Genomic DNA, 24971 nt, shown 5'->3' on the forward strand with positions numbered 1-24971 from the left:
TGATATGATTAGGAACAAATTTAAAGAAAAAGGAGTGTTCTTATGATCAGGACCTTATTAAAACCCCTGTCATTTATTCCTGCCATTTTACTGATGATGATGATTTATCATTTTTCTGCCCAGCCGGCTGAAGTTTCTTCTCAGCTGAGTTACAAGGTCAGCTATAAAATAGTAGAAACTGCTGATTATGTGTTTGAGACCAATCTGGACTACTGGCAGATGGATTCATGGGCGCAGCGCATTCACGGAGTTACCCGTAAGCTGGCTCATATGACAGAATATTTTGCACTGGCTATTGCAGTGTCCTTTCCATTATATGTATATGGTGTACATGGTATCTGGCTGATGCTTCTGGCCGGGATCATCTGTGTCGGATTTGCCACCGGAGATGAATATCATCAATCCTTTGTATCCGGGCGAAGCCCTTCGTTTAGAGATGTGGGTATCGACAGTTTCGGTGTCTTCTGGGGAATTGTTCTGGTACGTATCATTGGATGGACCGGACGAAAGACGATTTTCCGCCCACGCAAGAAGAAAGTTAAAACAAAGAAAGTTAAAAAATATAATAAAAACAATAATTATAATGATACTTACCATTATAATGAGGATGAGGATCTTCCTCCATATAATCCTGGTGGCAGTTACCCGCCTTACCAGGAGCAGCCCCACTATCAGGCGCCACCGTCCAACTGGAATCAGCCGACTTTTCGGAATGATGCGCCTTACCAACAGCAGCCACCTTATCAGGAGCCCCCTCAATATACACAGGGGCACCGTTATTATGGTAAGGATTCCTGGAAGTCACAGCAAAATTTTCAGGAACACCCTCCTTACCCGGCGCAATCCCCATTTCCGGAAGAACCGTTCTATGGGGAACAGCCAGATTTTCAGGAACAGCCACCTTATGACATGCCGCCTCAGATGGAAGATGACGATTTTGATTATGAAGAAAACAATTCTGATAAAGAAGAACCTTTCTTTATGAAGAGTGCTTATGATGGCAAGCCAAAGCCTTATGATCCAAAGGATCCGTTCCAGGACTGGATGGATGATTACTTCCCGGAAGATGAAGATTCTTCTAAGTAAGTAATTTTATCATCTGCAAAATAGGAGCCATACATCGCTGCATTGATGTATGGCTCCTATTTTTTGATCCGAAAACAACGGTGATGTTTTCGGATCATCATGATTATTCTTCTGTAGTAGCTTCTGTATCTTCTACCGCTTCTTCTGTAAAATCTTCGATTACGTCCTCTGCTGCAGTCTCTTCTGCCATTTCTTCTACATCATCGTAATCCATCAGGTCATCATCGAAAAGGATATCATCATCTTCTGGCTCATCCTGCATATACTCTGTATTCAGGTGAACATTACGATATCTCTTCATACCGGTACCAGCCGGAATCAGTTTACCGATGATTACATTTTCTTTCATACCAATCAGTGGATCGACTTTACCCTTGATTGCAGCTTCCGTCAGAACCTTGGTTGTTTCCTGGAAGGAGGCAGCTGACAGGAAGGAGTTGGTAGCCAGGGAAGCTTTGGTAATACCAAGCATTACCTGTTTTCCTTCTGCAGGCTCTTTGCCTTCTTCGATCATCTTCTCATTGGTATCTTCAAAATCAAGGATATCAACCTGTGTTCCCGGAAGGAATTCGGTATCTCCTGCTTCCTCAATTCTGATCTTCTGCAGCATCTGGCGTACAATTACTTCGATATGCTTATCGTTGATTTCTACACCCTGCAGACGGTATACACGCTGTACTTCCTGGATCATGTAATCCTGTACGGCACGAACACCTTTGATTCTTAAGATATCATGTGGGTTTACGCTACCTTCGGTCAGTTCATCACCGGCTCCCAGTTCTACGCCATCCAGAACCTTGATTCTGGAACCATATGGGATCAGGTAAGTCTTAGACTCTCCTGTCTCCTGATTGGTCACAATAATCTCACGTTTCTTCTTAGTATCACGAATCTCAACCTTACCGGCGATCTCTGTGATGATTGCAAGACCCTTAGGTTTTCTTGCTTCGAAAAGCTCCTCAACTCGAGGAAGACCCTGTGTGATATCTCCACCGGCAACACCACCAGTATGGAATGTACGCATGGTCAGCTGTGTACCAGGTTCACCGATAGACTGTGCTGCAATAATACCTACGGATTCACCTACCTGTACCGGTTCACCGGTTGCCAGGTTGGAACCATAACATTTTGCGCAGACACCGATGTGTGACTTACAGGTCAGCACGGTACGAATCTTGATCTTTTCAAATGGCTTGCCTTCTGCATCTACACCTTCAGAAATGATCTTAGCAGCACGCTTCGGTGTAATCATATGGTTTGCCTTAACGATAACTTCACCATTCTTATCACAGATAGTCTCGCAGGAGAATCTTCCTGTGATACGTTCCTGAAGACTCTCGATCTCTTCTTTACCATCCCGAAGTGCCTGTACATACATACCCGGGGCTTCTTTTCCTTCGCAGCAGTCTGTCTCACGAATGATCAGATGCTGTGATACGTCTACCAGACGTCTGGTCAGGTAACCAGAGTCAGCGGTACGAAGAGCGGTATCGGACAGACCTTTACGGGCTCCATGCGCAGACATGAAGTATTCCAGTACGTCCAGACCTTCACGGAAGTTGGACTTAATAGGAAGTTCGATCGTGTGACCGGTTGTATCGGCCATCAGTCCTCGCATACCTGCCAGCTGTTTGATCTGCTTATCGGAACCACGGGCTCCGGAGTCAGCCATCATGTAAATGTTGTTGTACTTATCCAGACCATCCAGCAGAGCTTTGGTCAGAATATCATCGGTATTCTTCCAGGTCTCAACGACTTCTTTGTAACGTTCTTCTTCTGTGATCAGACCACGTTTGTAGTTTTTGGTAATCTTATCTACTGTATCCTGAGCCTCAGCAATCAGCTGTGGTTTCTGTGGCGGCACGGTCATATCGGAAATGGATACGGTCATGGCCGCTCTTGTAGAATATTTGTAACCCATGGACTTGATATCATCCAGCACTTCTGCTGTCTTGGTAGCTCCATGTGTATTAATAACCTTCTGAAGGATCTGTTTCAGACCTTTCTTACCTACATGGAAGTCAACTTCCAGGGCAAGATCATTTTCATGATTGCTTCTGTCCACAAATCCAAGGTCCTGAGGAAGAATCTCATTGAAGATAAATCTTCCCAGTGTGGAACTTACTATTCCTGTCTTTTCGGTTCCGTCCGGCATCGTCTTGGTGACACGAACATGAATCTTTGTCTGAAGAGTAATTACCTGGTTCTCGTAAGCAAGGATTGCTTCGTTAACGCTCTTGAAGAACTTACCTTCTCCCTTTGCTCCGGGTCTTTCCTGTGTCAGATAGTAGATACCAAGGACCATATCCTGTGAAGGAACGGCTACCGGGCCACCATCAGACGGCTTCAGCAGGTTGTTCGGTGAGAGAAGCAGGAAACGGCATTCTGCCTGTGCTTCTACGGACAGCGGAAGATGAACCGCCATCTGGTCACCATCAAAGTCAGCGTTGAACGCAGTACAAACCAGCGGATGAAGCTTAATCGCTTTTCCCTGAACCAGAATCGGTTCAAATGCCTGAATACCAAGTCTGTGCAGTGTAGGAGCACGGTTTAACATAACCGGATGCTCTTTGATAACCTGTTCCAGGACATCCCATACCTGTGGTTCCAGTCTCTCGACCATCTTCTTGGCGTTCTTAATATTATGAGAAGTACCGTTTGCCACCAGTTCTTTCATAACGAAAGGCTTGAACAGCTCAATCGCCATCTCCTGTGGCAGACCGCACTGGTAAATTTTCAGTTCAGGACCAACGACGATAACGGAACGTCCTGAATAGTCAACTCGTTTTCCTAACAGGTTCTGACGGAAACGACCTGATTTACCCTTCAACATATCGGACAGGGACTTCAGTGGTCTGTTACCCGGTCCGGTTACCGGACGTCCTCTACGGCCGTTATCGATCAGAGCATCTACGGATTCCTGCAGCATTCTCTTCTCGTTACGAACGATGATATCCGGTGCGCCCAGCTCTAACAGTCTTTTCAGACGGTTGTTACGGTTGATAATACGACGATACAGATCGTTTAAGTCAGATGTGGCAAAACGTCCACCATCCAGCTGTACCATCGGTCGGATATCCGGCGGAATAACCGGAATGACAGTCATAATCATCCATTCCGGCTTATTACCAGATTCACGGAATGCTTCGACTACTTCCAGTCTCTTTACGATACGGGCACGCTTCTGTCCTGATGATTCAGCCAGAGCAGCCTGCAGTTCTGCAGATTCCTTATCCATATCAATTGCTTCCAGAAGCTCTTTGATAGCTTCTGCACCCATGCCGACACGAAATGTATCTCCATAGGCTTCTCTTGCTTCCTGATATTCTTTTTCTGTCAGCACCTGTTTGTACATCAGGTTGGTATCACCGGCATCCAGTACGATGTAGTTTGCAAAGTACAGGACTTTTTCCAGTACACGCGGTGATAAATCCAGTATCAGTCCCATTCTGGAAGGAATACCCTTGAAATACCAGATATGGGAAACCGGTGCAGCCAATTCAATATGACCCATACGTTCTCTACGAACGCTGGATTTGGTTACTTCCACACCACAGCGGTCGCAGACAACACCTTTATAACGGATTTTCTTATATTTACCACAGTGGCACTCCCAGTCCTTGCTAGGTCCGAAAATACGCTCGCAGAAGAGTCCATCTTTTTCCGGTTTCAGTGTTCTGTAGTTAATGGTTTCCGGTTTTTTTACTTCTCCATGGGACCACTCTCTGATTTTCTCAGGAGATGCCAGGCCAATCTTGATCGCATCAAACGAAATTGGCTGATAAACTTCTTTATTTGTTACTTCTGCCATGAATGGTTCCCTCCCTATTCTACATCATCATCGAAGCTGTCATCCACATCAACGGTTTCTTCATCTTCGGACTCCTGTACGTCTACAAGCTCATCACCGGAGAATTCCTGCTGGCTGAATCCATAGCTGCCAAAAGAATTTTCCTCACGCTTATAGCCTCTGTCTCCTTCAATGACGGAACGGATATCTGTTTCACCATAATCAACAGTTTCCATAATCTCTACTTCCTGCTGGTTCTCGCCAAGGACTTTGACATCCAGACCAAGAGCCTGCAGTTCCTTCAGCATAACCTTAAAGGATTCCGGGATACCCGGTTCAGGAATATTCTCACCCTTAATGATTGCTTCGTATGTCTTCACACGACCAACAACGTCATCAGATTTTACTGTCAGGATCTCCTGCAGTGTGTAAGATGCTCCGTATGCTTCCAGAGCCCAAACTTCCATCTCTCCGAAACGCTGTCCACCGAACTGAGCTTTACCTCCCAGAGGCTGCTGTGTTACCAGAGAGTAAGGACCTGTAGAACGTGCATGGATCTTATCATCAACCAGGTGGTGCAGTTTCAGATAATGCATGTGTCCGATGGTTACAGGGCTGTCAAAGAACTCTCCTGTTCTACCATCACGAAGTCTTACCTTACCGTCTCTGGACAGCGGCACACCCTTCCACAGTTCTCTGTGATCTCTGTTCTCATACAGATAATCCAGGACTTCCGGAAGCAGTTCTTCGCCATGTTTTGCTTTGAATTCATCCCATTCCAGATTGACATAATCGTTTGCCAGATCCAGAGTGTCCATGATATCGATTTCGTTTGCACCATCAAATACCGGAGTGGAAATATTAAAGCCAAGAGCTTTTGCAGCAAGACTCAAATGAATCTCCAGCACCTGTCCAATATTCATACGAGAAGGCACACCCAGAGGATTCAGCACGATATCCAGTGGACGTCCGTTTGGCAGGAATGGCATATCTTCTACCGGTAATACACGGGAAACGACACCCTTGTTACCGTGACGTCCAGCCATCTTATCACCAACGGAAATCTTTCTCTTCTGTGCAATATAGATTCTGACTGCCTGGTTTACTCCAGGTGCCAGTTCATCACCATTTTCTCTTGTGAATACTTTTGCATCTACAACGATACCGTATTCACCATGAGGTACTTTCAGAGAGGTATCTCTTACTTCACGTGCTTTTTCACCGAAAATAGCACGAAGCAGTCTCTCTTCAGCTGTCAGCTCTGTTTCTCCCTTCGGAGTTACTTTACCAACCAGGATATCACCGGCACGAACCTCTGCACCGATACGGATGATACCTCTTTCATCCAGATCCTTTAATGCGTCATCACCGACACCAGGAACATCTCTTGTAATCTCTTCCGGTCCCAGCTTTGTATCACGGGCTTCTGCCTCGTATTCTTCAATATGAACAGATGTATATACATCGTTCATAACCAGTCTTTCACTTAACAGAACCGCATCCTCGTAGTTGTAACCTTCCCATGTCATGAAACCGATCAGTGGGTTCTTACCAAGAGCGATCTCTCCATTGGAAGTAGATGGTCCGTCTGCAATAACCTGTTCTTCTGCCACACGGTTGCCTTTGAATACGATTGGCTTCTGGTTGTAACAGTTGCTCTGATTGCTTCGCAGGAACTTGGTCAGATGATATTCATCCTTCTGTCCGTCATCTGTTCTGATTACGATCTCTTTGGATGTAACTGTCTCTACCACACCGGCATGTTTTGCAACGACGCAGACACCTGAATCAACAGCTGCCTTAGTCTCCATACCAGTACCAACTACAGGTGCTTCTGTTGTCAGAAGCGGTACGGCCTGACGCTGCATGTTGGATCCCATCAGCGCACGGTTCGCATCGTCGTTCTGCAGGAAAGGAATGAGGGCTGTAGCCACAGAGAACACCATCTTAGGAGATACATCCATGTAATCAAACATACTGCGTTCGTATTCCTGTGTCTCTTCTCTGTAACGACCGGATACATTCTTACGAACAAAATATCCATCTTCATCCAGCTGCTCATTCGCCTGTGCTACATGGTAATTATCCTCTTCATCAGCTGTCATATAGACTACTTCATCTGTGACACGCGGATTCTTAGGATCTGTTTTATCAATCTTTCGGTATGGTGCCTCAACGAAACCATACTGGTTAATTCTTGCGTAGCATGCAAGAGAGTTGATCAGACCGATGTTCGGTCCTTCAGGAGTCTCGATAGGACACATTCTTCCATAATGGGAGTAATGTACATCTCGAACCTCGAATCCGGCTCTGTCTCGTGACAGACCACCAGGTCCCAGTGCGGACAGACGTCTCTTATGAGTCAGCTCACCAAGAGGGTTGTTCTGATCCATGAACTGTGACAGCTGGGAAGATCCGAAGAACTCTTTTACTGCTGCGGTAACCGGTTTGATATTGATCAGGGACTGTGGGGAAATACCCTCCAGATCCTGTGTGGTCATTCTTTCACGAACCACTCTCTCCAGTCTGGACAGACCGATACGGTACTGATTCTGAAGCAGTTCACCTACCGCACGGATACGTCTGTTACCCAGGTGATCAATATCATCGTCATTTCCAATGCCATATTCCAGATGCATATTGTAGTTAATAGAAGCAAAAATATCTTCTTTTGTAATATGCTTCGGAATCAGGTCATGAATATCTCTCTTAATTGCATCTTTGATATCATCCAGGCTTTCATTTTCTTCCAGTATAGAAGACAGCACCGGATAATATACTAATTCTGTCACGCCAAGGCTTCTTGCTTCTTCTTCATCGATATCTACCCATTTGGTGATATCTACCATCATGCTGGACAGAACTTTTTCATTGCGTTCTTCTGTCTGAATCCAGACAAATGGAACTGCCGCATTCTGAATGTCGTCAGCCAGTTCGCGTGTTAATTTTGTACCTGCTTCTACCAGAACTTCACCGGTGGATGGATCTACTACATCCTCAGACAGTACATGTCCTGCAATACGGTTACGAAGCATTAACTTTTTGTTGAATTTATAACGTCCGACTTTTGCAAGATCGTATCTTCTCGGGTCAAAAAACATAGCCGTTATGAGACTTTCTGCACTCTCCACAGCTAACGGTTCACCCGGACGGATCTTCTTATACAGTTCCAGAAGACCTTCTTTATAATTCGTAGATACATCCTTGGTCAGTGTTGCCAGAATCTTCGGTTCTTCGCCGAATAATTCCAGAATCTCAGCGTTAGTGCTGACACCAAGTGCACGGATCAATACGGTAATCGGTACTTTTCTGGTTCTGTCTACACGAACATAAAATACGTCATTGGAGTCTGTCTCATATTCCAGCCATGCACCACGGTTCGGAATAACGGTAGAAGAAAACAGTCTCTTACCAAGTTTGTCATGTGCGATTGCATAGTAAATGCCCGGAGAACGAACCAACTGGCTAACGATAACACGTTCTGCACCGTTAATTACGAACGTACCGGTAGCTGTCATCAGCGGAAGATCTCCCATGAATATTTCATGTTCATTGATTTCGTCAGTCTCTCTGTTATGAAGTCTGACCTTAACTTTCAAAGGAGCTGCATAAGTAGCGTCACGCTCTTTGCACTCTTCGATTGAGTATTTGACATCATCCTCACAAAGCTTGAAATCTACGAATTCCAGGCTGAGCTTTTCGCTGTAATCGCGAATCGGTGAGATATCATCAAATACTTCATTGAGGCCTTCGTCCAAAAACCACTGGTATGAGTCCTTCTGAACCTCGATCAGGTTCGGCATCTCAAGAACCTCTTTCTGTCTTGAGTAACTCATTCGGAAACTGTTGCCGTTTGTGATAGGACGTATCCTGTTTTTCTCCATATGACGTTTCACCCCTGTCTTTTTATATAAATGTGCCGGTGTGTTCTTGTTCTTTTTCGTAAAAATGCAACAAGTTTCATTTTGGGTAAATTTCACCCAAAAGCATACTCCCGCACAATAATGCAACCTATACTGTATCACCAATTCAAGAAGTTGTCAAATGGTTTTTAAATTTTTTTCAAAAGTTTGCCGAACGAATAAACAACACCCTTCCATCCGCTGCGATTCGTCGATTTTGGGGAGTTGCTGCGCCGCTTATGGATCAGGGAATTTTCACGATAGATGCGTTTGTGAAAATCCCCTGATCGCTATGCTCGCAGCTCCATCCAAAATCTTCCTATCATCTTAGCTGGTTGGAAGGGCGTTTATTCTGCGTATCAAAAATTTATAGTAAAAATTTCAAAAATATTTTCGCTTCATATACGAAAGCCTTTTGTTTTATATATCCAGTTTCATATCACCGTATTTAATCCAGCCTTTTTTCCTCATATATTCTGAGATGGCGAGGGTAAGGACTGCCGGAAGGATGATCTGGATCAGAAGAATCTTGATCAGGACGATGGTTCCTGATTCTGCCGGTACCATGGTCTGCCAGGTCATGATCTGACCCACCAGCCCGGCCGTTCCCATTCCAGATCCTGTAGCATTGCTGGTCATCTTGAAGACCATGGTTCCGACCGGGCCCAAGATGGCGCTGGAAAGTATTGCCGGAAGCCAGATGACCGGTTTGCGCACAATGTTCGGTACCTGCAACATGGATGTTCCGATCCCCTGCGCTACCAGACCGCCAATTTTATTCTCACGATAAGATGCCACCGCAAATCCCACCATATTACAGCAGCATCCAACGGTAGCTGCACCGGCAGCCAGACCGGACAGATTCAGAATAATACCAAGTGCTGCAGAACTGATTGGAAGGGTAAGGATCATGCCCATCAGTACAGATACCACAATCCCCATCAGGAATGGCTGCTGCTCTACGCCCCAGTTAATCATTGCACCAAGACTGGTCATGATCTTTGATACGCCCGGTCCTACCAGGAGACCAACCAGCGAACCGGTTCCAATAGTCACAATCGGTGTTACCAGAATATCTACTTTTGTCTTGCCGGCCACCAGATGTCCGCATTCAATACCAATATACGCTGCCAGAAATGCGCCCAGTGGCTCGCCAGGTCCAGCAAATACCATCGTTCCATCCACCAGCACTGTACCCGCCAGAAGCTTGCTGGCAAATGCTCCCACCATACCTGCAGTTGCCGCCGATACTACAACCAGGTAACTTTCTTTAAACTTAGCAGCTACGCCAACACCAATTCCCGCACCAGTCAGTGCCGCGGCAACCTTTCCAACCGCATAGATCATATCTCCTGTAGAGCCACCGACCAATGTCCCGATCTGCTGTATGATTGTTCCGATAATCAGCGTGGCAAACAATCCCTGTGCCATACCACTCAGACCATCTATAAAAATACGATCCAGTAAATTTTTGATTCTTTTCATCGCGTCTCCCTCCTGCCTTCTCAGATGTCTTGTCACCTGTCATGCTAATAAGTATCATACAGGAATCTTTTCATAAAATCAAGTGAATATAGCTTTCTTCTCCTGAGGCAAAAAGCTTTATAACGCACAAAAATCATGCCGAAGCATGATTTTGTGTTGTATATCTTTTTCGTCTCTCTAAACAATTGTTCTTTTCTGCTTACAGTCTGATTGCTGTCTCCAGAGCCACTTTCATCATATTGGTAAACTTGTTCTGTCTTTCTTCTGCAGTAGTAGCTTCTCCGGTCACGATGGAATCTGAAACGGTAAAGATACCAAGTGCTCTCACACCTGCTCTTGCAGCCTCGCAGTAAAGTGCATAACTTTCCATTTCGATACCAAGTACGCCCATCTTCGCCCACTGCTTCCACTCCGGTGTTTCGGTATAGAAGACATCACTGGATAAAATATTTCCTACAATATATGGATAGCCTTCTGCTTCTGCCATCTCCTGCGCAGTCTTTAACAATGTGAAATCCGCAATTGCACTGAAAATACCCGGCAGCTGATACTGATGTGCATAATTGCTGTCCGTGCATGCTCCCTGTGCCATGAGAATAGTTCCAAGTTTTGCGTTTTCCTGAGTTGCTCCACAGGAACCCACACGAATCAGATTCTTCACTCCATAAAAATGAATCAGTTCATGGCTGTAGATGCCAATGGACGGCATTCCCATTCCGGTTCCCATGACAGATACTTTCTTTCCTTTATAAGTACCTGTGTATCCAAACATATTACGAACGGTATTAAACTGTACCGAATTCTCCAGAAATGTCTCTGCGATGACTTTTGCACGAAGCGGATCTCCCGGTAATAAAATAGTTTCTGCTATGTCGCCCATATTGGCCGCGTTGTGTGGTGTTGCCATAATCCATTCCTCCTTTGAGTTATAATTCAAACAACTGCATTTACATATAATATATCATATGTAACGATTGTTCGCATACTCTTTATCTGAAAATTTTCGTGACTGCCGCCTTCTTCTCCATCACATGATCCAGCCACTCCAGACACAGCGGCATCCATCTGGCAATGTGTTTGTCTGGGTCACGCTGTGCCTCCGGTTCTTCCACCTCTTTGGTTGCCAGTGAAAGTCCATGCACGCCCTCCGGAAAAAGGTGATATTCCACCGGAATTCTGTACTTTGCCAACTCATTTAATAATAACAGTGAGTTCTCCACAGGTACTGCATCATCAGCAAAAGTTCCCCAGAGATAAACCGGCACGCAGTCCTCATCCACCCATTTTTCCAGACTGTATACTTCCTGTTTTGCCGGGTCATCCCCCGCCAGACGCACCAGGCTGCTTCGATGGGCAAATTCCCCGGATGTGATAACCGGATATGCAAGGATCATACCGTCCGGCCTGTGCTTTTTCAGGTCAGTATTTTCTGTGAAATATTCCTTCCGGTTCCACAGGATACCAAGACTTCCCGCCAGATGTCCCCCTGCCGAAAATCCGCACACGTATATATGCTTCTTTTCCATACGATATTCCTGTGCATGATCTCTCAGCCAGCTTACCGTATCTGAAAGCTGCTGCAACGGAAGATTGCCAAGCATCGGCTGTTTTTTTACTTCATACCAAAGCACAATCGCCATATAGCCATCCTGTAAAAACTGTTTTGCCACCGGCTCGCCTTCCCGGTCAGACAGGTTCTCATATCCTCCGCCCGGACAGATCACAACTGCTGCCTTGGGTGGTTCTTTCGTCTCATAAACATCAATTCGTGCCCCATTTTTTTCCAGTGTGAATTTTTTCATTTCAGATCAACCCCCTGTTTTCAGAAAAGTCAGAATATCAGATTCTATGTCTTCAGTCTATCACAGGCGCATCAAAAAAGCAAAAAAGAACCACAGACATGTCTCCATGCTGTGGTCCTCATCATTCTGTATGCTTAAATTATTTAAGAGTAACTTTAGCGCCTTCTGCTTCCAGTTTTGTCTTAAGTTCTTCAGCTTCAGCTTTAGAAGCGCCTTCTTTAACTACCTTAGGAGCGCCATCTACAACTTCTTTAGCTTCTTTCAGTCCAAGACCTGTTGCTTCACGAACAACTTTGATAACTTTAACTTTGTTTGGTCCAACTTCTGTCAGTTCTACGTCGAACTCATCTTTTTCTTCTGCTGCTTCTGCTGCTCCAGCTGCTGCTACTACAACACCTGCTGCTGCGGATACACCAAATTCTTCTTCACATGCTTTTACTAAATCATTTAACTCTAAAACTGTAAGCTCTTTGATAGCTTCAATAAATTCAGCTGTTGTTAATTTTGCCATTTTATTTTCCTCCATTTTTTGATATTATTCTTTTCGCTTCGCCGTCATGCTGCCAGCGAGATTCGTTTTGTAATGTCAGGCTGCTTCGTCAGTACCTGACTCTGCCATATACGACTTAAGCCTCTTTGGACTCTGCGATCTGGCTGATAACACGTGCAAAGTTTGCAATTGGGGACTGGATGCTTCCAAGCAGTTTTCCAAGAAGTTCTTCTCTTGATGGAACATCTTTCAGTGCCTGAATAGCTGTCTCATCATAGTAGCCACCTTCTACAACACCTGCAACAAGCTTCAGTGCTGGTACAGTCTTTGCATGTTTTGCAAGGATTCTGATAGGAGCAGTTGCGTCAGTCTTGCTGATTGCAACAGCGTTAGGTCCTTCCAGACTCTTTGTCAGTGGTTCGTAGTCTGTTCCTTTGAATGCAAAGTTCATCATTGTGTTCTTGTAAACTTTGTAAACAACACCAGCTTCTCTCATCTCTTTACGAAGAGCTGTATCCTGCTCTACAGTAATTCCACTGTAAGTAACCAGAACAACAGACTGCGCGTCTTTAATATGTTCGCTGATTTCTTCAACGACCGGTTTCTTCAGTTCTACTTTTGCCATGAATGGTGCACCTCCTTTATAGTTTGTGTACCGCCGCATGAATTCCGGAAATATGAAATAAAAAACCTCTCTGCGCACAGAGAGGTAAATAAATCATTTCTTTAAGAAATTCTTTACTCCTCGGCAGGCGTTTTCATCCTTATGCCTTGCGGCACCTGCTGTCTTCGGCAGTTCTTTTTGAAGATATCACAGTTTTTTGTCTGTGTCAACTGTTTTTTCATTTTTTTACAAAATATCAGAAGCTGCTGTAATTATTCGAATTTCCCTGTCCTGCCACAATCTTGCTCTGTTCTACTGTCTTGCGAGCCCGAAACGGAAATAACTCAAACTCATGCCATTTTACAACTTTTTCGTTTTTATACTTTTATTCTGTCTGCAATGTCTTTACTCACTGCAAACTGTCTTCCCTGTGCGGATACAATCATATTTCCGCAGAAGTTCTGAATCACTTTGATCGTACTGCCTTCTTCGATATGACCTTCCCTTAAAAAATTCAGGATCTCCGGTGCTCCGAACATCCATTTTATGGTACAGGCATTGCCAGCCGTCTGTGCGGATAAGTTTCGCATTTCCCCATCTCCTCTCAGGAATGTCTCGGGCTTTTGGCCCGTGGGACATTGGGTTCTGAATAATCCCCCGTTTTCTTAAATCAATCTTACTCTTCGACTATTGTATTAGTCAATAAGAAACATTCTTAGGAAATGCTAGTATCTGCAAGGCTTTTCTGCCTGCTGATAGATGCCGGCAACTTGTATCCCGATGGTTCTGGAAGCCAGAAAACACCGTCCCCAATGGCACAAAAAAAACCCGGAATCTTTCGATTCCGGGTTTGCATCTAAGAACTAAATCCTAAACAAATTTAGCAGTATTCAGTTTTACGCCAGGTCCCATTGTAGAAGTGATTGTTACACTCTTCAGGTACTGACCCTTTAATGCTGCTGGTCTTGCTTTTGTAATAGCTCCGATAAGCGTCTGGAAGTTGTCGCTCAGCATTTCTTCTGTGAAAGAAGCTTTTCCGATTGGCACGTGAATGATGTTTGTCTTATCCAATCTGTATTCAATCTTACCAGCTTTGATATCGTTGATAGCTTTTGTTACGTCCATAGTAACTGTACCAGCTTTTGGGTTTGGCATTAAGCCTTTTGGTCCAAGTACACGACCCAGACGACCAACAACACCCATCATATCAGGTGTAGCTACTACTACGTCAAAGTCTAACCAACCTTCGTTCTGAATCTTCGGAATCAGTTCTTCTGCTCCTACGAAATCAGCTCCGGCTGCCAGTGCTTCATCAGCTTTTGCGTTCTTAGCGAATACAAGAACACGAACTGTTTTACCAGTTCCATGAGGCAGTACAACTGCACCACGGATCTGCTGATCTGCATGACGTCCGTCACATCCGGTTCTGATATGAACTTCGATTGTTTCATCAAATTTTGCTACAGCATTTTTCTTTACTACGCTGATTGCATCAGCTGCTTCGTAAAGAGTTGTGCGGTCAATTGCTTTAGCCGCATCAGTATATCTTTTTCCTCTTTTCATATTAAATAACCTCCTGGTGGTATTTGCGGGAATCTCCCTCCCACTTTACATTGCTCAGTTACGATAAAATCTTATTCTTCTACTGTGATACCCATACTTCTTGCTGTTCCGGCGATCATGCTCATAGCTGCTTCTACGGAACTTGCGTTAAGGTCTGGCATCTTCATTTCTGCGATCTCACGGATCTTGTCTTTGCTGATTGTTGCAACTTTTGTCTTGTTAGGAACACCTGATCCGGATTTCAGATTGCAGGCTTTCTTAAGAAGAACTGCTGCAGGCGGAGTCTTTGTTACGAAGCTGAAGCTTCTGTCTGCATATACAGTGATAACTACAGGGATGATCAGATCACCCTTGTCTGCTGTTCTTGCGTTGAATTCTTTTGTAAACTGTACAATGTTAACACCGTGCTGACCAAGAGCTGGTCCGACAGGTGGAGCTGGTGTTGCTTTGCCAGCAGGAATCTGTAATTTAATATAACCTGTTACTTTCTTTGCCATAATAAGGCACCTCCTTGTGGTATTGTCGGGGGATTTCCCTCCCACTGTCTAACCGTCTGCGAATTGACGGATGACTTCATTTACATTTTCTGAATCTCTGTGAAACTTATTTCTACCGGTGTTTCACGACCGAACAGCTCAACATTAATGGTAACGCTCTGTTTTGCTTCATTAATGCTCTGGATCACACCGACTGTATCCTTCCAGATACCACCGATGACATTCACCATATCACCAACACCGAAATCAACTTCTACGTTATCATTCTTAATTCCCAACGGCTTCATCTCTTCTTCCGTAAGTGGCACAGGCTTGGATCCCGGACCGACAAATCCTGTCACACCACGGGTATTCCTTACGACATACCAGGTGTCATCATTCATCACCATGTTGAGTAGCACATAACCCGGAAACATTTTCTTCTGGACTGCTTTTGAAACGCCATTCTTTACTTCAACAACCTCTTCCAGCGGTACACGTACCTCAAGAATCTGGTCTTCGAGATGTCTGTTTTCAATTGTTTTTTCAATATTCGCCTTTACCTTGTTCTCATATCCTGAGTAGGTATGAACGACATACCAGTTTGCTTCTGACATATGCTCACCTTGTCCTTACTTAATAAAGAAATTAATACCATACTGAACAACACTGTCAATCACTGTGATCAGTGCTCCCAGTATTACAGAAACTACTGTAACTGCGACTGTCTGTTTTACGAGATCATCTTTGTTTGGCCAGATAATCTTGTTGAACTCAGCCTTGAGTCCGTCTGACCAACTCTGTGCAGGGACCTTATCTTTCTTAGAATTGTCTCCCATGTTGTTCTCCTTTCACAAATAGACAGGATTATTTTGTTTCTTTGTGCAGTGTGTGTTTCTTACAGAATCTGCAGTACTTCTGTGTCTCCATTCTGTCAGGATGATTCTTTTTGTCTTTTGTTGTGTTGTAATTTCGCTGCTTACATTCTGTGCATGCCAATGTGATTCTTGTGCGCACAACTTCCACCTCGCTCTCAAACAAATTTTTGTGGATGACCCGCGACGGTCATCAAATTTTTAGGCATAAAAAAAAAGCCCTACTTCCATTCGCTCGTACATCTTAACATACGAATATATGGCTCGTCAAGTCTTTTTTTATCTCTTCTCTCATATATTTTATAAAATTCTCTTTCAAACATCTGGAGTTTATTATGCCTCATTCTGCACGTTTACGCAAGCTTTTTCTGATTCTGTTCTTCTGTCTCTGCTTTGGCGCAGGACGCCTCGCCGCCCGGTCCGTACCCCAATCTGCCCCTGCATCTTCCATTCTCCGGCCGGAAGCCGCCAACTGGGGGTTAAGTTTTCAGGAAGAAGGGAAAACTCCCGTAGGAAACGCTTCCATATCAGAGCTGCTTCCTTATCATGCATTCTATGCACAGGACACAGAAGATAAGGTCATCTATCTGACCTTTGACTGCGGTTACGAGAATGGTAATACACCTGCTACCCTGGATGCTCTGAAGAAGCATCAGGTATCTGCCACATTCTTTACGGTGGGCACCTTCCTGGAATCAGAACCGGATCTGGTAAAGCGCATGATCGCGGAAGGACACACTGTAGGAAACCACACCTGGCATCATCCGGATATGTCCGCCATATCCACCAGAGAATCATTCTCAGAAGAACTGAACAGTACCGCTGATGCCTACCGCCAGATCACCGGTCAGGAGATGCCCCGCTATTACCGGCCGCCTCAGGGCAAATACAGCACAGAGAACCTGCAGATGGCAAAGGATCTTGGCTATTCTACTTTTTTCTGGAGCCTTGCCTATGTGGACTGGTACCAGGATAACCAACCTTCCAGAGAAGAAGCCTTTGACAAACTTCTGGGACGGATACACCCCGGAGCCATCGTACTGCTGCATAATACCTCTTCCACCAACGCTGCGATCCTGGATGAACTGCTGACGAAGTGGGAAGATATGGGCTATCACTTCGGCACACTGCAGGAGCTGGTTGAACAGAGCCTGACCTGAAAAACATTACTGTTCACATTATATCTGATACATAGGATCACAGTGTTCCAATCTAATCTCTTTTCCTGTAAACGGCTGTAAAAAGCGCACTTTCCAGGCGCACAGTCTGGTTACATCCTGATGGGGAATCCCTCTTCCATACAGAGGATCTCCCATCAAAGGATGACCGATGTATGCCATATGCACACGGATCTGATGGGTACGCCCAGTCTCCAGCCGGAGACGTACCAGTGCCTGTTCCTTCTCCTGTTTCCAAACCAGATAGCGTGTCACTGCCCGCCTGCCTTCTTCCGTCACCCGCATCTTCTGCCCCTGCCCGGCCACTGTTTTCTCTTTTCCAACAGGCACCGTAACTACCTGTTCCTCTCTTTGTGCTTCCTGCGGAAATATTCCCTGACACCATGCCAGATATTCCTTAGTAAAAACACCCTGTTCCTTCTGCTCCCACAGTCTTGCTGCTGCAATACGATTCCTGGCAAACACCAGAATCCCCGATGTATCTTTGTCCAGCCGTCCGATACTGTGTATTACAGTCTGTTCACCGAGAGAAGTAAAATAAGTTGCCAGATCTCCTGCAACCGTATCCTGGCTGTGTCCTGCCACCGGATGTGTCACGCGCCCGGCAGATTTCCAGACACAAATCACATCTGCATCCTCATACAGGATCTCCGGCATGACACCGGAACCTTTTACTTTTCCGCAGTCAGTTCTTTGTTCCTGAATCAGAATTGTCAAAACATCTCCAGTCTGCAGAATCTGGTTTATCCTGCATCGTTCTCCGTTTCTCCGTATTCCATTTTCCCGGAACTTCAGGCTGCGGATCTGCGCAGGCGTCAGATAAAGTTCTTTTTTCAGATACTGTTCCAGCTTTTTTCCCTGCCAGTTCTCCTCTATCTGCATCGTGACAGTCTGCCTCATGCTTCCGGCCCCACCGTTCTTCTGCTTAAAATATTCTCTGCGATCACCAGATCTTCCGGCGTGGTAACCTTAATGTTATCATAGGAACCCATAACCAGCTTCACCGGGCAGATCCCAAGTGTCTCTACAATCATGGAGTCATCTGTTACGCCTTCCATGCTGCCCTTGCGGATCTCTCTGTGTGCCTGACAAATCAGATCGTAACGGAATACCTGAGGGGTCTGCACATTCCACAGCGTTTTACGATCCAGTGTCCTCTCAACGATGCCCTCTGCATTTCCTACTTTCATAGTATCTTTTGTCGGAACTGCTGCCACACATGCGCCGTACTTATCTGCCGCTTCCATGGTACGCTCCAGCATCTCCCCATCCGGGAATGGTCTTGCACCGTCATGAATAAATACAATATCACAGGCTTCGCAGGCTTTCAGACCTTCATAGACCGAATCATACCGTTCTTTTCCGCCAGGCACCACATACTTTACTTTCTGAAAGCCGTACTTCTCTACAATTCGCCAGCAAAACGGAATGGCGTCCTTGCCGGTAACCAGAATAATCTCTGATATCAAATCCGACTGTTCAAAGCATTCCAGTGAATAATATAATAAGGGTTTCCCATCCAGTTCCAGGAACTGCTTCGGCACTGCACTTCCCATTCTTTTTCCTTGTCCTGCTGCCAGCACAATGGCTTTTGCGTTCTTCATGGCATTTCTCCTTTGCCTACTGTCTCTCTTTTACCAGTTTTACAATCTGCTCTTCATAATCCGGTCCGGTAAAATCCTCGGTTCTTCCTGCAGTACGGATATTACTCTCTGCCCCCAGTCCATCCTCATCAAATTCCCAGATATGATAACTGATTCCTCTGTATTCAAAATCAATACTGCCAAGTCCTGCTTCCTCAGTATAACGATATTCCCAGCCTTTTTCCTTTAACTGATCCTGTACTTTCTGTAAACGCATGGTGTTACTCCTCTTTCTGTGGCACTGCCCAGTCATAAAGCAGCCCTTCTATTTTATCGTATTCGAATCCAAATCCCTTGTCAAATTCCTGCCGCTCCCATGTACCATAAGGGAACCAGACCTCCAGATAATCCTGAAACAGCAGGATCTGTCCCTGATCCATCACTGGCCCCACATCCTGTTCGGAAACTGTCGTATCTTCTATCGAACAGTTCTTTGCCAACTCTTCCTTTACCTGATCCTCCGGCATTGTAAACAGACTCCAGATATCTACCCTGTCGCCTGTACTGCGGCTGAACACCGCTGTCTGGTAATTGCATGTAGTACCTCCGTCAAAATGCAGCTTCTTTGGTGTTGTCACTGCTGTGAGAATCACCATATATTCCTGATTTTCTGCGGATTCTGTTACATCCTGGCTGACCTTGTGACAGGTAAAATGCTCCCTGTTTTTTTCGCATTCCAGATAGTCCTGATATGCATCTTCCAGCTCCTGATCCAGGTCATACAGCAGGCCCTGTTCCCGATACCAGGTACGCACTTTTTCCTTTGCCGGATCGGAAAATCCATCAAAACCGGACAGTTCCGAATCTATCTCCTCCTCCGGTGAAAGGACGTTCGTAGTCTCCAACAGATCTGTCCCATTCTCCAGCCGGTAACGATACTGTCTGGTATCTTCCTTTTCATTTTTCCATTTTGCAGCTGTCTCTCCATCCGAAAAAGTGTATGACACCTCATCTGTCTTTTCCCATACTGCAAAACTGTGCACCTCTTCTGTCCCGTCACTATTCCCACAACCGGTCAGAAGTCCGGCAGCCAGCAGAGCCGGCAGCGTCAGCACCTTCCTGTGCCTTCTGAATCTGTTCATATTGCTTTCCTTTTTATTTCTGCGTATATTGGGGGCGGATCCCAAGGTCTTTCATCCACTAATGAGCAAGCTCAAGTGGATTTAGACCTTTTGACCCTGATATCTAAATTATGATAAAACCGACGACAGGTGTACATCCCATATCGTCGGTTTTCATTCCGGAGCCATTCCTGTTTCCGGTTCTATAGAGGGCGTGAATATCTGATATCACATAATTGTTCAGTCCCCTCACAGTTACAATATTACATACTTTTTATACCAGTTTTTTGCCTGTCAGCATCTCATATGCCTGAAGATACTTCTCGATGGTCTTGTCCACGATATCCTGTGGCAGTGTCCAGTCGTTATCTGGATTGGCCTTCAGCCAGTCACGGGCAAACTGCTTATCAAAGGATGGCTGACCATGACCCGGCTCGTATCCTTCTGCCGGCCAGAATCTGGAGCTGTCCGGTGTCAGCATCTCGTCACCGATCACCATGTTACCATTCTCATCCAGACCGAATTCAAACTTGGTATCTGCAATGATGATGCCCTTGCTCAGTGCATATTCTGCACACTTCTTATATAAAGCAATGGTGTAGTCACGAAGCTTGGCTGCGTACTCTTCGCCCTTGCCAGGGAATCTCTTTTCCAGATATGCAACGCTCTGCTCATAGGAAATGTTCTCGTCGTGGTCACCGATCTCCGCCTTGGTAGATGGTGTGTAGATCGGCTCAGGCAGCTTATCGGATTCCTTTAATCCTTCCGGCAGCTTAATGCCGCATACTTCACCGGTCTTCTGATAGCTTGCCCATCCGCTTCCTGTAATATAGCCACGTACAATACATTCTATCGGCAACATCTCCAGCTTGCGGCACAACATGCTGTTACCGTCAAACTTCGGTTGCTGGAAATATTCCGGCATATCTTTTACGTCTACAGAAATCATATGGTTCGGCAGAATATCTTCTGTCAGATCAAACCAGAACTTAGACATCTGTGTCAATACCGTACCTTTTTTGGTAACCTCGTTGTTCAAAATTACGTCAAAACAGCTGATACGGTCTGTTGCTACCATAACCAGGCTGTCTCCGTTGTCGTAAATCTCACGTACTTTTCCTTCTTTTACAGGCTTCATTTCCATAGTCAGTACTCCTCTTTTATTTTGAATTAATACGGATTGCCCGCGCGTTGCGCTTTACGCAATCTGTTGTTATTATAACTACTATCCCAGACCAATTGCAATACTCATTTTTCACAAAACATTGGCTATGAACATTAACTACAACACAGCCTCGTAGATTCTCGATACAATCTCTTCTTTTTTCTCCAGCGGAACCGATGAATAGTTCATGACATAAATCTGCTCCTGTTCCGGTGGAGTGCCAAAGTAGTAGCCAGACACCGGATTAAGACGGATTCCCTTTGCCCTGGCTGCATCCATGACTTCTTTTTCTGTCTTTTCCGTATCAATCTTCATCAGAAAATGTACTCCGGCTTCTTCCTCATAAATAGATATATACTTATGAATCGGATGACTGTGAAATGCTTCCAGCAACTTGTCCCGCTTCATCTGATAATAGTTGCGCAGACGGTTAATATGCTTCTCGAAGCTTCCGTTCTGAATAAAACGTGACAATGTATACTGTTCAAAATTCGATACGGTACAGGAATAAAAGCTTAAATTTCGGTAAAACAGTTCCGCCAGAGAATCCGGCAGCACCATGTAACTGATTCGCACCGTAGAAGATAATGTCTTGGTAAAGGTATTCATATAGATCACCTTCCCAGATACATCCATGCTTTGCAAAGTCGGAACCGGTTTTCCGCAAAGCCGCAGTTCACTGTCATAATCATCCTCTATAATATAACGGTCAGGAGATCCCGCCGCCCATCCCAGCAGTTCGTAACGCCTGCTCACCGGCATCACCACGCCGGTAGGAAAATGATGCGACGGTGAAGTATGGAGAATCTGCACGTTCTTTTTCTCCAGCTGGGATGGCAGTACTCCTGCATGATCCATATCCAGATATCGATATGGCACGCCCATGCTCTCATAGATCTTCGCCACCTTGTGATAACCCGGATTCTCCACGCCGTACACGCATTTTTCCCCCAGAAGCTGGATCAGCAGGCTGTACAGGTACTCTGTTCCAGCTCCTACAATGATCTGCTCTCTCTGCACACTCATGCCCCGGAAGTCCATGAGATACCGGGCAATGTTTTCCCGCAGCTCCATAATGCCTCCGCATGGCGGGTTGGTCATCAGCTCTTCCTGCTTTTCTGACATGATTTCCCGCATGGTTCTGGTCCAGATGGAAAAGGGAAATACTTCCGTCTCGGTCTGATTGCTGGAAAAATCAGCCAGATATGCGTTCTCTCCGCCGGTCAGGATCACATGATGCCGGTCTGTTCTGATTTCTTTCTCCACTGCTGAGGTGATCTTCAGGTCAGATACAAAAAATCCCTTCTTGGGCTGTGAATAAATATATCCTTCTGCCATAAGCTGACCATAGGCATTCTCCACCGTAATGACACTTATACCCAGATTTTTTGCAAACATCCGCTTGGAGGGCAGCTTCTCTCCTGCCTTGATTTTCCCGGAAAGGATATCCTTTTTGATGCATTTATACAGATATTCATACATGGAATCTGACCCTGTATTTGTAAAATTATAAGTAAGCAATGTCTCTTTTTTCTCCCATCTGGTATTACTGAATATATTGAAATTGATTATTTTCATAATATCACCTTTCCATTATACTCGGTGCATGAGATTTGCGCAACTCTGGTACGACATACAAAAATTAACCGGACTAATAACGCAGAATGCCTTTTCATTCTGCAAAGAAGAAAAACGCAGGCGCATTTTACACAGGAGGATTTTATCATGGAGAAAGTTACAGAAAGATATGAATTAAATAAACAACTCGCTCAGATGCTCAAGGGTGGCGTTATCATGGACGTTACCACACCGGAGCAGGCAAAGATCGCAGAAGCTGCCGGTGCATGTGCTGTTATGGCGCTGGAACGTATTCCGGCTGATATCCGTGCAGCAGGCGGTGTCTCCCGTATGAGTGATCCAAAATTAATTAAGAAAATTCAGGATGCTGTGTCTATCCCGGTTATGGCAAAATGCCGTATTGGCCACTTTGCGGAGGCACAGATTCTGGAAGCTCTGGAGATCGACTATATTGATGAAAGTGAAGTTCTCTCCCCTGCAGATGATATTTACCATATTAATAAAAGAGACTTTAAGGTGCCATTTGTATGCGGTGCCAAAGATCTGGGCGAAGCGCTGAGACGAATTAATGAAGGTGCTTCCATGATCCGTACCAAAGGAGAACCCGGTACCGGTGATATTATTCAGGCGGTACGTCATATGCGGAAAATGAACAGTGAGATTGCCCGCATCGGAAGCATGCGTAAAGATGAGCTCTATGAAGCTGCCAAACAGCTTCAGGTTCCTTATAATCTGGTAGAATATGTACACGAAAACCTCCGTCTTCCTGTTGTCAACTTTGCTGCAGGCGGCGTGGCTACCCCGGCTGATGCTTCTCTTATGATGCAGCTTGGCGCAGAAGGTGTTTTTGTCGGTTCCGGTATTTTCAAATCCGGCAATCCGGAAAAACGTGCATCTGCCATTGTTCAGGCAGTTACCAACTATACCGACGCTTCACTGATCGCAAAATTGTCCGAAGATCTGGGTGAAGCTATGGTAGGTATCAATGAACAGGAAATCCAACTGATCATGGCAGAAAGAGGAATCTAGAGATGACTGTTGCAGTACTGGCACTTCAGGGTGCCTTCATCGAACATGAACAGGTGCTGAACCACCTTGGCGTGGAACACATCGAGCTTCGCCAGGCATCGGATCTGAAAAAAACATTTGATGCACTGATTCTCCCAGGCGGAGAAAGTACCGTGCAGAGTCTCTTGCTTCATGAGCAGAATATGTTTGAACCTTTGAAAAAAAGAATTGAAGATGGAATGCCGGTGCTCGCCACATGTGCGGGACTGATTCTGCTGGCATCCGAAATCGAAGGTCAGGAAACCTCTCATTTTGCCACACTGCCGGTAAAGGTAAGGCGAAACGCCTATGGCCGGCAACTTGGCAGTTTTCATACAGAATCTGAAGTAAAAGGAATCGGAAAAGTACCAATGACCTTCATCCGTGCCCCTTACGTATCTGAAACCTCTCCTGATGTGGAAGTGCTTGCGGTAGTTGACAATAAAATCGTCGGTGTCCGTTACAACAGCCAGTTTGCCTATGCCTTTCACCCGGAACTGGATGATAATACCCAGATTCATGAGCTGTTCTTAAGGAGCATTTCAGCAAAATCTTAAATAATAAGAGAGTCATAATCCTCTTCCCATATGACGTAAAACAGACCTGATTCGGCATATCACTGCCACAATCGGGTCTGTTTTTATCATAGTATCTGTCCAGTCTCGTTACAGATACCCTATTTACTTTTATACCAGTCCGATCAGACTGAATACTCCGGTACTTGCCACGCCCATAATGACGCCTGCCAGAAGGACACCTCCCAGCGCTGCCAGTACACTTTTCTTAAAGTCCAGATCCAGGATACTGGCTGCCAGTGTTCCGGTCCATGCTCCGGTTCCCGGAATCGGAATTCCAACAAAGAGAAACAGCGCCACGTAGGTACTTCTTCCTACTTTTTCCACCAGCTTCTCTCCGCCCTTCTCACCCTTTTTCAGGATCCAGGTAAAAGGTTTTTCAAGAATCGGCTTCTCTGCTCCCCATTCCAAGATTTTTCTTGCAAAGAAATAAATAAACGGTACCGGAATCATATTTCCAATGATACAGATAATATAAGAAGCCACAAGCGGCAGCTTCATACCCACCGCCAGAGGCACCGCCACACGCAGCTCAGCCAGCGGTAACATAGATACAAAAAATACAGTCAAAAACTTTGTAAACATACATTTTCCTTTCTATACAGACGTTAACTCACTTAACGCTATTCAATATAATATATATTTACAAAC

The 24971-nt window shown here is 45.2% G+C and carries 24 protein-coding genes and 1 other annotated feature; of the genes, 4 read left to right on the top strand and 20 right to left on the bottom strand.

What is annotated here, in order from left to right; all coding sequences use genetic code 11:
• Window positions 1–42: 42 nt before the first annotated feature.
• Window positions 43–1086, top strand: coding sequence for a VanZ family protein (locus tag H8716_RS17680; RefSeq protein WP_330606417.1), 1044 nt, complete (start codon window positions 43–45; stop codon window positions 1084–1086).
• A gap of 103 nt (window positions 1087–1189) precedes the next feature.
• Here H8716_RS17680 and rpoC read toward each other — a convergent pair whose 3' ends face one another.
• The 13 genes from rpoC to rpmG form a co-directional block, all read right to left on the bottom strand.
• Window positions 1190–4897 carry a DNA-directed RNA polymerase subunit beta' gene (rpoC, locus tag H8716_RS02890; protein ID WP_249307007.1) on the bottom strand — a complete coding sequence of 1236 codons (3708 nt, stop codon included), beginning with the start codon at window positions 4895–4897 and terminating at the stop codon, window positions 1190–1192.
• Between the two features lie 14 nt (window positions 4898–4911).
• Complete coding sequence (rpoB, locus tag H8716_RS02895) at window positions 4912–8760, bottom strand: DNA-directed RNA polymerase subunit beta (RefSeq protein ID WP_249307008.1); 3849 nt, start codon at window positions 8758–8760, stop codon at window positions 4912–4914.
• Window positions 8761–9198: 438 nt separating this feature from the next.
• Complete coding sequence (locus tag H8716_RS02900) at window positions 9199–10263, bottom strand: PTS transporter subunit IIC (RefSeq protein ID WP_249307009.1); 1065 nt, start codon at window positions 10261–10263, stop codon at window positions 9199–9201.
• Between the two features lie 199 nt (window positions 10264–10462).
• Entirely contained in the window at window positions 10463–11170 is a 708-nt protein-coding gene (gene deoD, locus H8716_RS02905) for a purine-nucleoside phosphorylase (RefSeq protein ID WP_249307010.1), read from the bottom strand.
• An 82-nt stretch (window positions 11171–11252) separates the two neighbouring features.
• Window positions 11253–12065, bottom strand: coding sequence for an alpha/beta hydrolase (locus H8716_RS02910; protein WP_249307011.1), 813 nt, complete (start codon window positions 12063–12065; stop codon window positions 11253–11255).
• Between the two features lie 139 nt (window positions 12066–12204).
• A complete protein-coding gene (rplL, locus tag H8716_RS02915) occupies window positions 12205–12576 on the bottom strand; it encodes a 50S ribosomal protein L7/L12 (protein WP_249307012.1) in 372 nt (123 codons plus the stop codon).
• A gap of 115 nt (window positions 12577–12691) precedes the next feature.
• Window positions 12692–13180, bottom strand: a complete 489-nt coding sequence (gene rplJ, locus H8716_RS02920) for a 50S ribosomal protein L10 (protein WP_249307013.1) — start codon at window positions 13178–13180, stop codon at window positions 12692–12694.
• Window positions 13181–13229: 49 nt separating this feature from the next.
• Window positions 13230–13366 (bottom strand) — a sequence feature (ribosomal protein L10 leader region).
• A 170-nt stretch (window positions 13367–13536) separates the two neighbouring features.
• Window positions 13537–13749, bottom strand: a complete 213-nt coding sequence (locus tag H8716_RS02925) for a FeoA family protein (protein WP_249307014.1) — start codon at window positions 13747–13749, stop codon at window positions 13537–13539.
• Between the two features lie 280 nt (window positions 13750–14029).
• Entirely contained in the window at window positions 14030–14722 is a 693-nt protein-coding gene (rplA, locus tag H8716_RS02930) for a 50S ribosomal protein L1 (RefSeq protein WP_249307015.1), read from the bottom strand.
• A gap of 71 nt (window positions 14723–14793) precedes the next feature.
• On the bottom strand, window positions 14794–15219 hold the full coding sequence (gene rplK, locus H8716_RS02935; RefSeq protein WP_249307016.1) for a 50S ribosomal protein L11: 426 nt from the start codon (window positions 15217–15219) through the stop codon (window positions 14794–14796).
• Window positions 15220–15299: 80 nt separating this feature from the next.
• Window positions 15300–15815 (bottom strand): transcription termination/antitermination protein NusG, encoded by a 516-nt coding sequence (gene nusG / locus H8716_RS02940; RefSeq protein ID WP_249307017.1) that lies wholly within the window; start codon window positions 15813–15815, stop codon window positions 15300–15302.
• A 15-nt stretch (window positions 15816–15830) separates the two neighbouring features.
• On the bottom strand, window positions 15831–16037 hold the full coding sequence (secE, locus tag H8716_RS02945; protein WP_249307018.1) for a preprotein translocase subunit SecE: 207 nt from the start codon (window positions 16035–16037) through the stop codon (window positions 15831–15833).
• A gap of 28 nt (window positions 16038–16065) precedes the next feature.
• Window positions 16066–16215, bottom strand: coding sequence for a 50S ribosomal protein L33 (gene rpmG, locus H8716_RS02950; protein ID WP_249307019.1), 150 nt, complete (start codon window positions 16213–16215; stop codon window positions 16066–16068).
• A gap of 193 nt (window positions 16216–16408) precedes the next feature.
• Between rpmG and H8716_RS02955 the strand changes: the two genes are divergently transcribed.
• Entirely contained in the window at window positions 16409–17233 is an 825-nt protein-coding gene (locus tag H8716_RS02955) for a polysaccharide deacetylase family protein (protein WP_249307020.1), read from the top strand.
• Window positions 17234–17251: 18 nt separating this feature from the next.
• Here H8716_RS02955 and H8716_RS02960 read toward each other — a convergent pair whose 3' ends face one another.
• The 6 genes from H8716_RS02960 to pdxR form a co-directional block, all read right to left on the bottom strand.
• Window positions 17252–18133, bottom strand: a complete 882-nt coding sequence (locus H8716_RS02960) for an RluA family pseudouridine synthase (RefSeq protein WP_249307021.1) — start codon at window positions 18131–18133, stop codon at window positions 17252–17254.
• A gap of 14 nt (window positions 18134–18147) precedes the next feature.
• Window positions 18148–18855, bottom strand: a complete 708-nt coding sequence (ispD, locus tag H8716_RS02965) for a 2-C-methyl-D-erythritol 4-phosphate cytidylyltransferase (protein ID WP_249307022.1) — start codon at window positions 18853–18855, stop codon at window positions 18148–18150.
• 16 nt (window positions 18856–18871) lie between these two features.
• A complete protein-coding gene (locus tag H8716_RS02970; RefSeq protein WP_249307023.1) occupies window positions 18872–19111 on the bottom strand; it encodes a kinase in 240 nt (79 codons plus the stop codon).
• Between the two features lie 4 nt (window positions 19112–19115).
• Window positions 19116–19976, bottom strand: coding sequence for a hypothetical protein (locus H8716_RS02975; RefSeq protein ID WP_249307024.1), 861 nt, complete (start codon window positions 19974–19976; stop codon window positions 19116–19118).
• A 253-nt stretch (window positions 19977–20229) separates the two neighbouring features.
• A complete protein-coding gene (locus H8716_RS02980) occupies window positions 20230–21093 on the bottom strand; it encodes a phosphoribosylaminoimidazolesuccinocarboxamide synthase (protein ID WP_249307209.1) in 864 nt (287 codons plus the stop codon).
• A 144-nt stretch (window positions 21094–21237) separates the two neighbouring features.
• Window positions 21238–22698 (bottom strand): MocR-like pyridoxine biosynthesis transcription factor PdxR, encoded by a 1461-nt coding sequence (pdxR, locus tag H8716_RS02985; protein WP_249307025.1) that lies wholly within the window; start codon window positions 22696–22698, stop codon window positions 21238–21240.
• A 147-nt stretch (window positions 22699–22845) separates the two neighbouring features.
• On the opposite strand from pdxR, the gene pdxS reads away from it, so the two are divergent.
• Window positions 22846–23727: a pyridoxal 5'-phosphate synthase lyase subunit PdxS gene (gene pdxS, locus H8716_RS02990; RefSeq protein ID WP_283242906.1), complete on the top strand. Its 882-nt coding sequence runs from the start codon at window positions 22846–22848 to the stop codon at window positions 23725–23727.
• A gap of 2 nt (window positions 23728–23729) precedes the next feature.
• The gene (pdxT, locus tag H8716_RS02995) at window positions 23730–24302 is read left to right on the top strand and encodes a pyridoxal 5'-phosphate synthase glutaminase subunit PdxT (RefSeq protein WP_249307026.1); all 573 of its coding nucleotides are present in this window, start codon (window positions 23730–23732) and stop codon (window positions 24300–24302) included.
• Between the two features lie 129 nt (window positions 24303–24431).
• Here pdxT and H8716_RS03000 read toward each other — a convergent pair whose 3' ends face one another.
• Window positions 24432–24905 carry a COG2426 family protein gene (locus H8716_RS03000; RefSeq protein ID WP_249307027.1) on the bottom strand — a complete coding sequence of 158 codons (474 nt, stop codon included), beginning with the start codon at window positions 24903–24905 and terminating at the stop codon, window positions 24432–24434.
• Window positions 24906–24971: the final 66 nt, after the last annotated feature.

It is taken from the genome of Jingyaoa shaoxingensis (assembly GCF_014385005.1).
GTDB lineage: Bacteria > Bacillota > Clostridia > Lachnospirales > Lachnospiraceae > Marvinbryantia > Marvinbryantia shaoxingensis.

What these genes read in the sequence shown, in the direction of transcription:
- H8716_RS03000 (WP_249307027.1), bottom strand. Translation starts at nt 24,905, where the DNA reads ATGTTTACAAAGTTTTTGACTGTATTTTTTGTATCTATGTTACCGCTG.
- H8716_RS02980 (WP_249307209.1), bottom strand. Translation starts at nt 21,093, where the DNA reads ATGAAGCCTGTAAAAGAAGGAAAAGTACGTGAGATTTACGACAACGGA.
- ispD (WP_249307022.1), bottom strand. Translation starts at nt 18,855, where the DNA reads ATGAAGAACGCAAAAGCCATTGTGCTGGCAGCAGGACAAGGAAAAAGA.
- pdxS (WP_283242906.1), top strand. Translation starts at nt 22,846, where the DNA reads ATGGAGAAAGTTACAGAAAGATATGAATTAAATAAACAACTCGCTCAG.
- H8716_RS02955 (WP_249307020.1), top strand. Translation starts at nt 16,409, where the DNA reads ATGCCTCATTCTGCACGTTTACGCAAGCTTTTTCTGATTCTGTTCTTC.
- H8716_RS02975 (WP_249307024.1), bottom strand. Translation starts at nt 19,976, where the DNA reads ATGAACAGATTCAGAAGGCACAGGAAGGTGCTGACGCTGCCGGCTCTG.
- rpoB (WP_249307008.1), bottom strand. Translation starts at nt 8,760, where the DNA reads ATGGAGAAAAACAGGATACGTCCTATCACAAACGGCAACAGTTTCCGA.
- rplL (WP_249307012.1), bottom strand. Translation starts at nt 12,576, where the DNA reads ATGGCAAAATTAACAACAGCTGAATTTATTGAAGCTATCAAAGAGCTT.
- rplA (WP_249307015.1), bottom strand. Translation starts at nt 14,722, where the DNA reads ATGAAAAGAGGAAAAAGATATACTGATGCGGCTAAAGCAATTGACCGC.
- deoD (WP_249307010.1), bottom strand. Translation starts at nt 11,170, where the DNA reads ATGGCAACACCACACAACGCGGCCAATATGGGCGACATAGCAGAAACT.
- H8716_RS02910 (WP_249307011.1), bottom strand. Translation starts at nt 12,065, where the DNA reads ATGAAAAAATTCACACTGGAAAAAAATGGGGCACGAATTGATGTTTAT.
- pdxR (WP_249307025.1), bottom strand. Translation starts at nt 22,698, where the DNA reads ATGAAAATAATCAATTTCAATATATTCAGTAATACCAGATGGGAGAAA.
- H8716_RS02960 (WP_249307021.1), bottom strand. Translation starts at nt 18,133, where the DNA reads ATGCAGATAGAGGAGAACTGGCAGGGAAAAAAGCTGGAACAGTATCTG.
- nusG (WP_249307017.1), bottom strand. Translation starts at nt 15,815, where the DNA reads ATGTCAGAAGCAAACTGGTATGTCGTTCATACCTACTCAGGATATGAG.
- H8716_RS02925 (WP_249307014.1), bottom strand. Translation starts at nt 13,749, where the DNA reads ATGCGAAACTTATCCGCACAGACGGCTGGCAATGCCTGTACCATAAAA.
- H8716_RS02970 (WP_249307023.1), bottom strand. Translation starts at nt 19,111, where the DNA reads ATGCGTTTACAGAAAGTACAGGATCAGTTAAAGGAAAAAGGCTGGGAA.
- rpoC (WP_249307007.1), bottom strand. Translation starts at nt 4,897, where the DNA reads ATGGCAGAAGTAACAAATAAAGAAGTTTATCAGCCAATTTCGTTTGAT.
- secE (WP_249307018.1), bottom strand. Translation starts at nt 16,037, where the DNA reads ATGGGAGACAATTCTAAGAAAGATAAGGTCCCTGCACAGAGTTGGTCA.
- rplJ (WP_249307013.1), bottom strand. Translation starts at nt 13,180, where the DNA reads ATGGCAAAAGTAGAACTGAAGAAACCGGTCGTTGAAGAAATCAGCGAA.
- H8716_RS02900 (WP_249307009.1), bottom strand. Translation starts at nt 10,263, where the DNA reads ATGAAAAGAATCAAAAATTTACTGGATCGTATTTTTATAGATGGTCTG.
- pdxT (WP_249307026.1), top strand. Translation starts at nt 23,730, where the DNA reads ATGACTGTTGCAGTACTGGCACTTCAGGGTGCCTTCATCGAACATGAA.
- rplK (WP_249307016.1), bottom strand. Translation starts at nt 15,219, where the DNA reads ATGGCAAAGAAAGTAACAGGTTATATTAAATTACAGATTCCTGCTGGC.
- H8716_RS17680 (WP_330606417.1), top strand. Translation starts at nt 43, where the DNA reads ATGATCAGGACCTTATTAAAACCCCTGTCATTTATTCCTGCCATTTTA.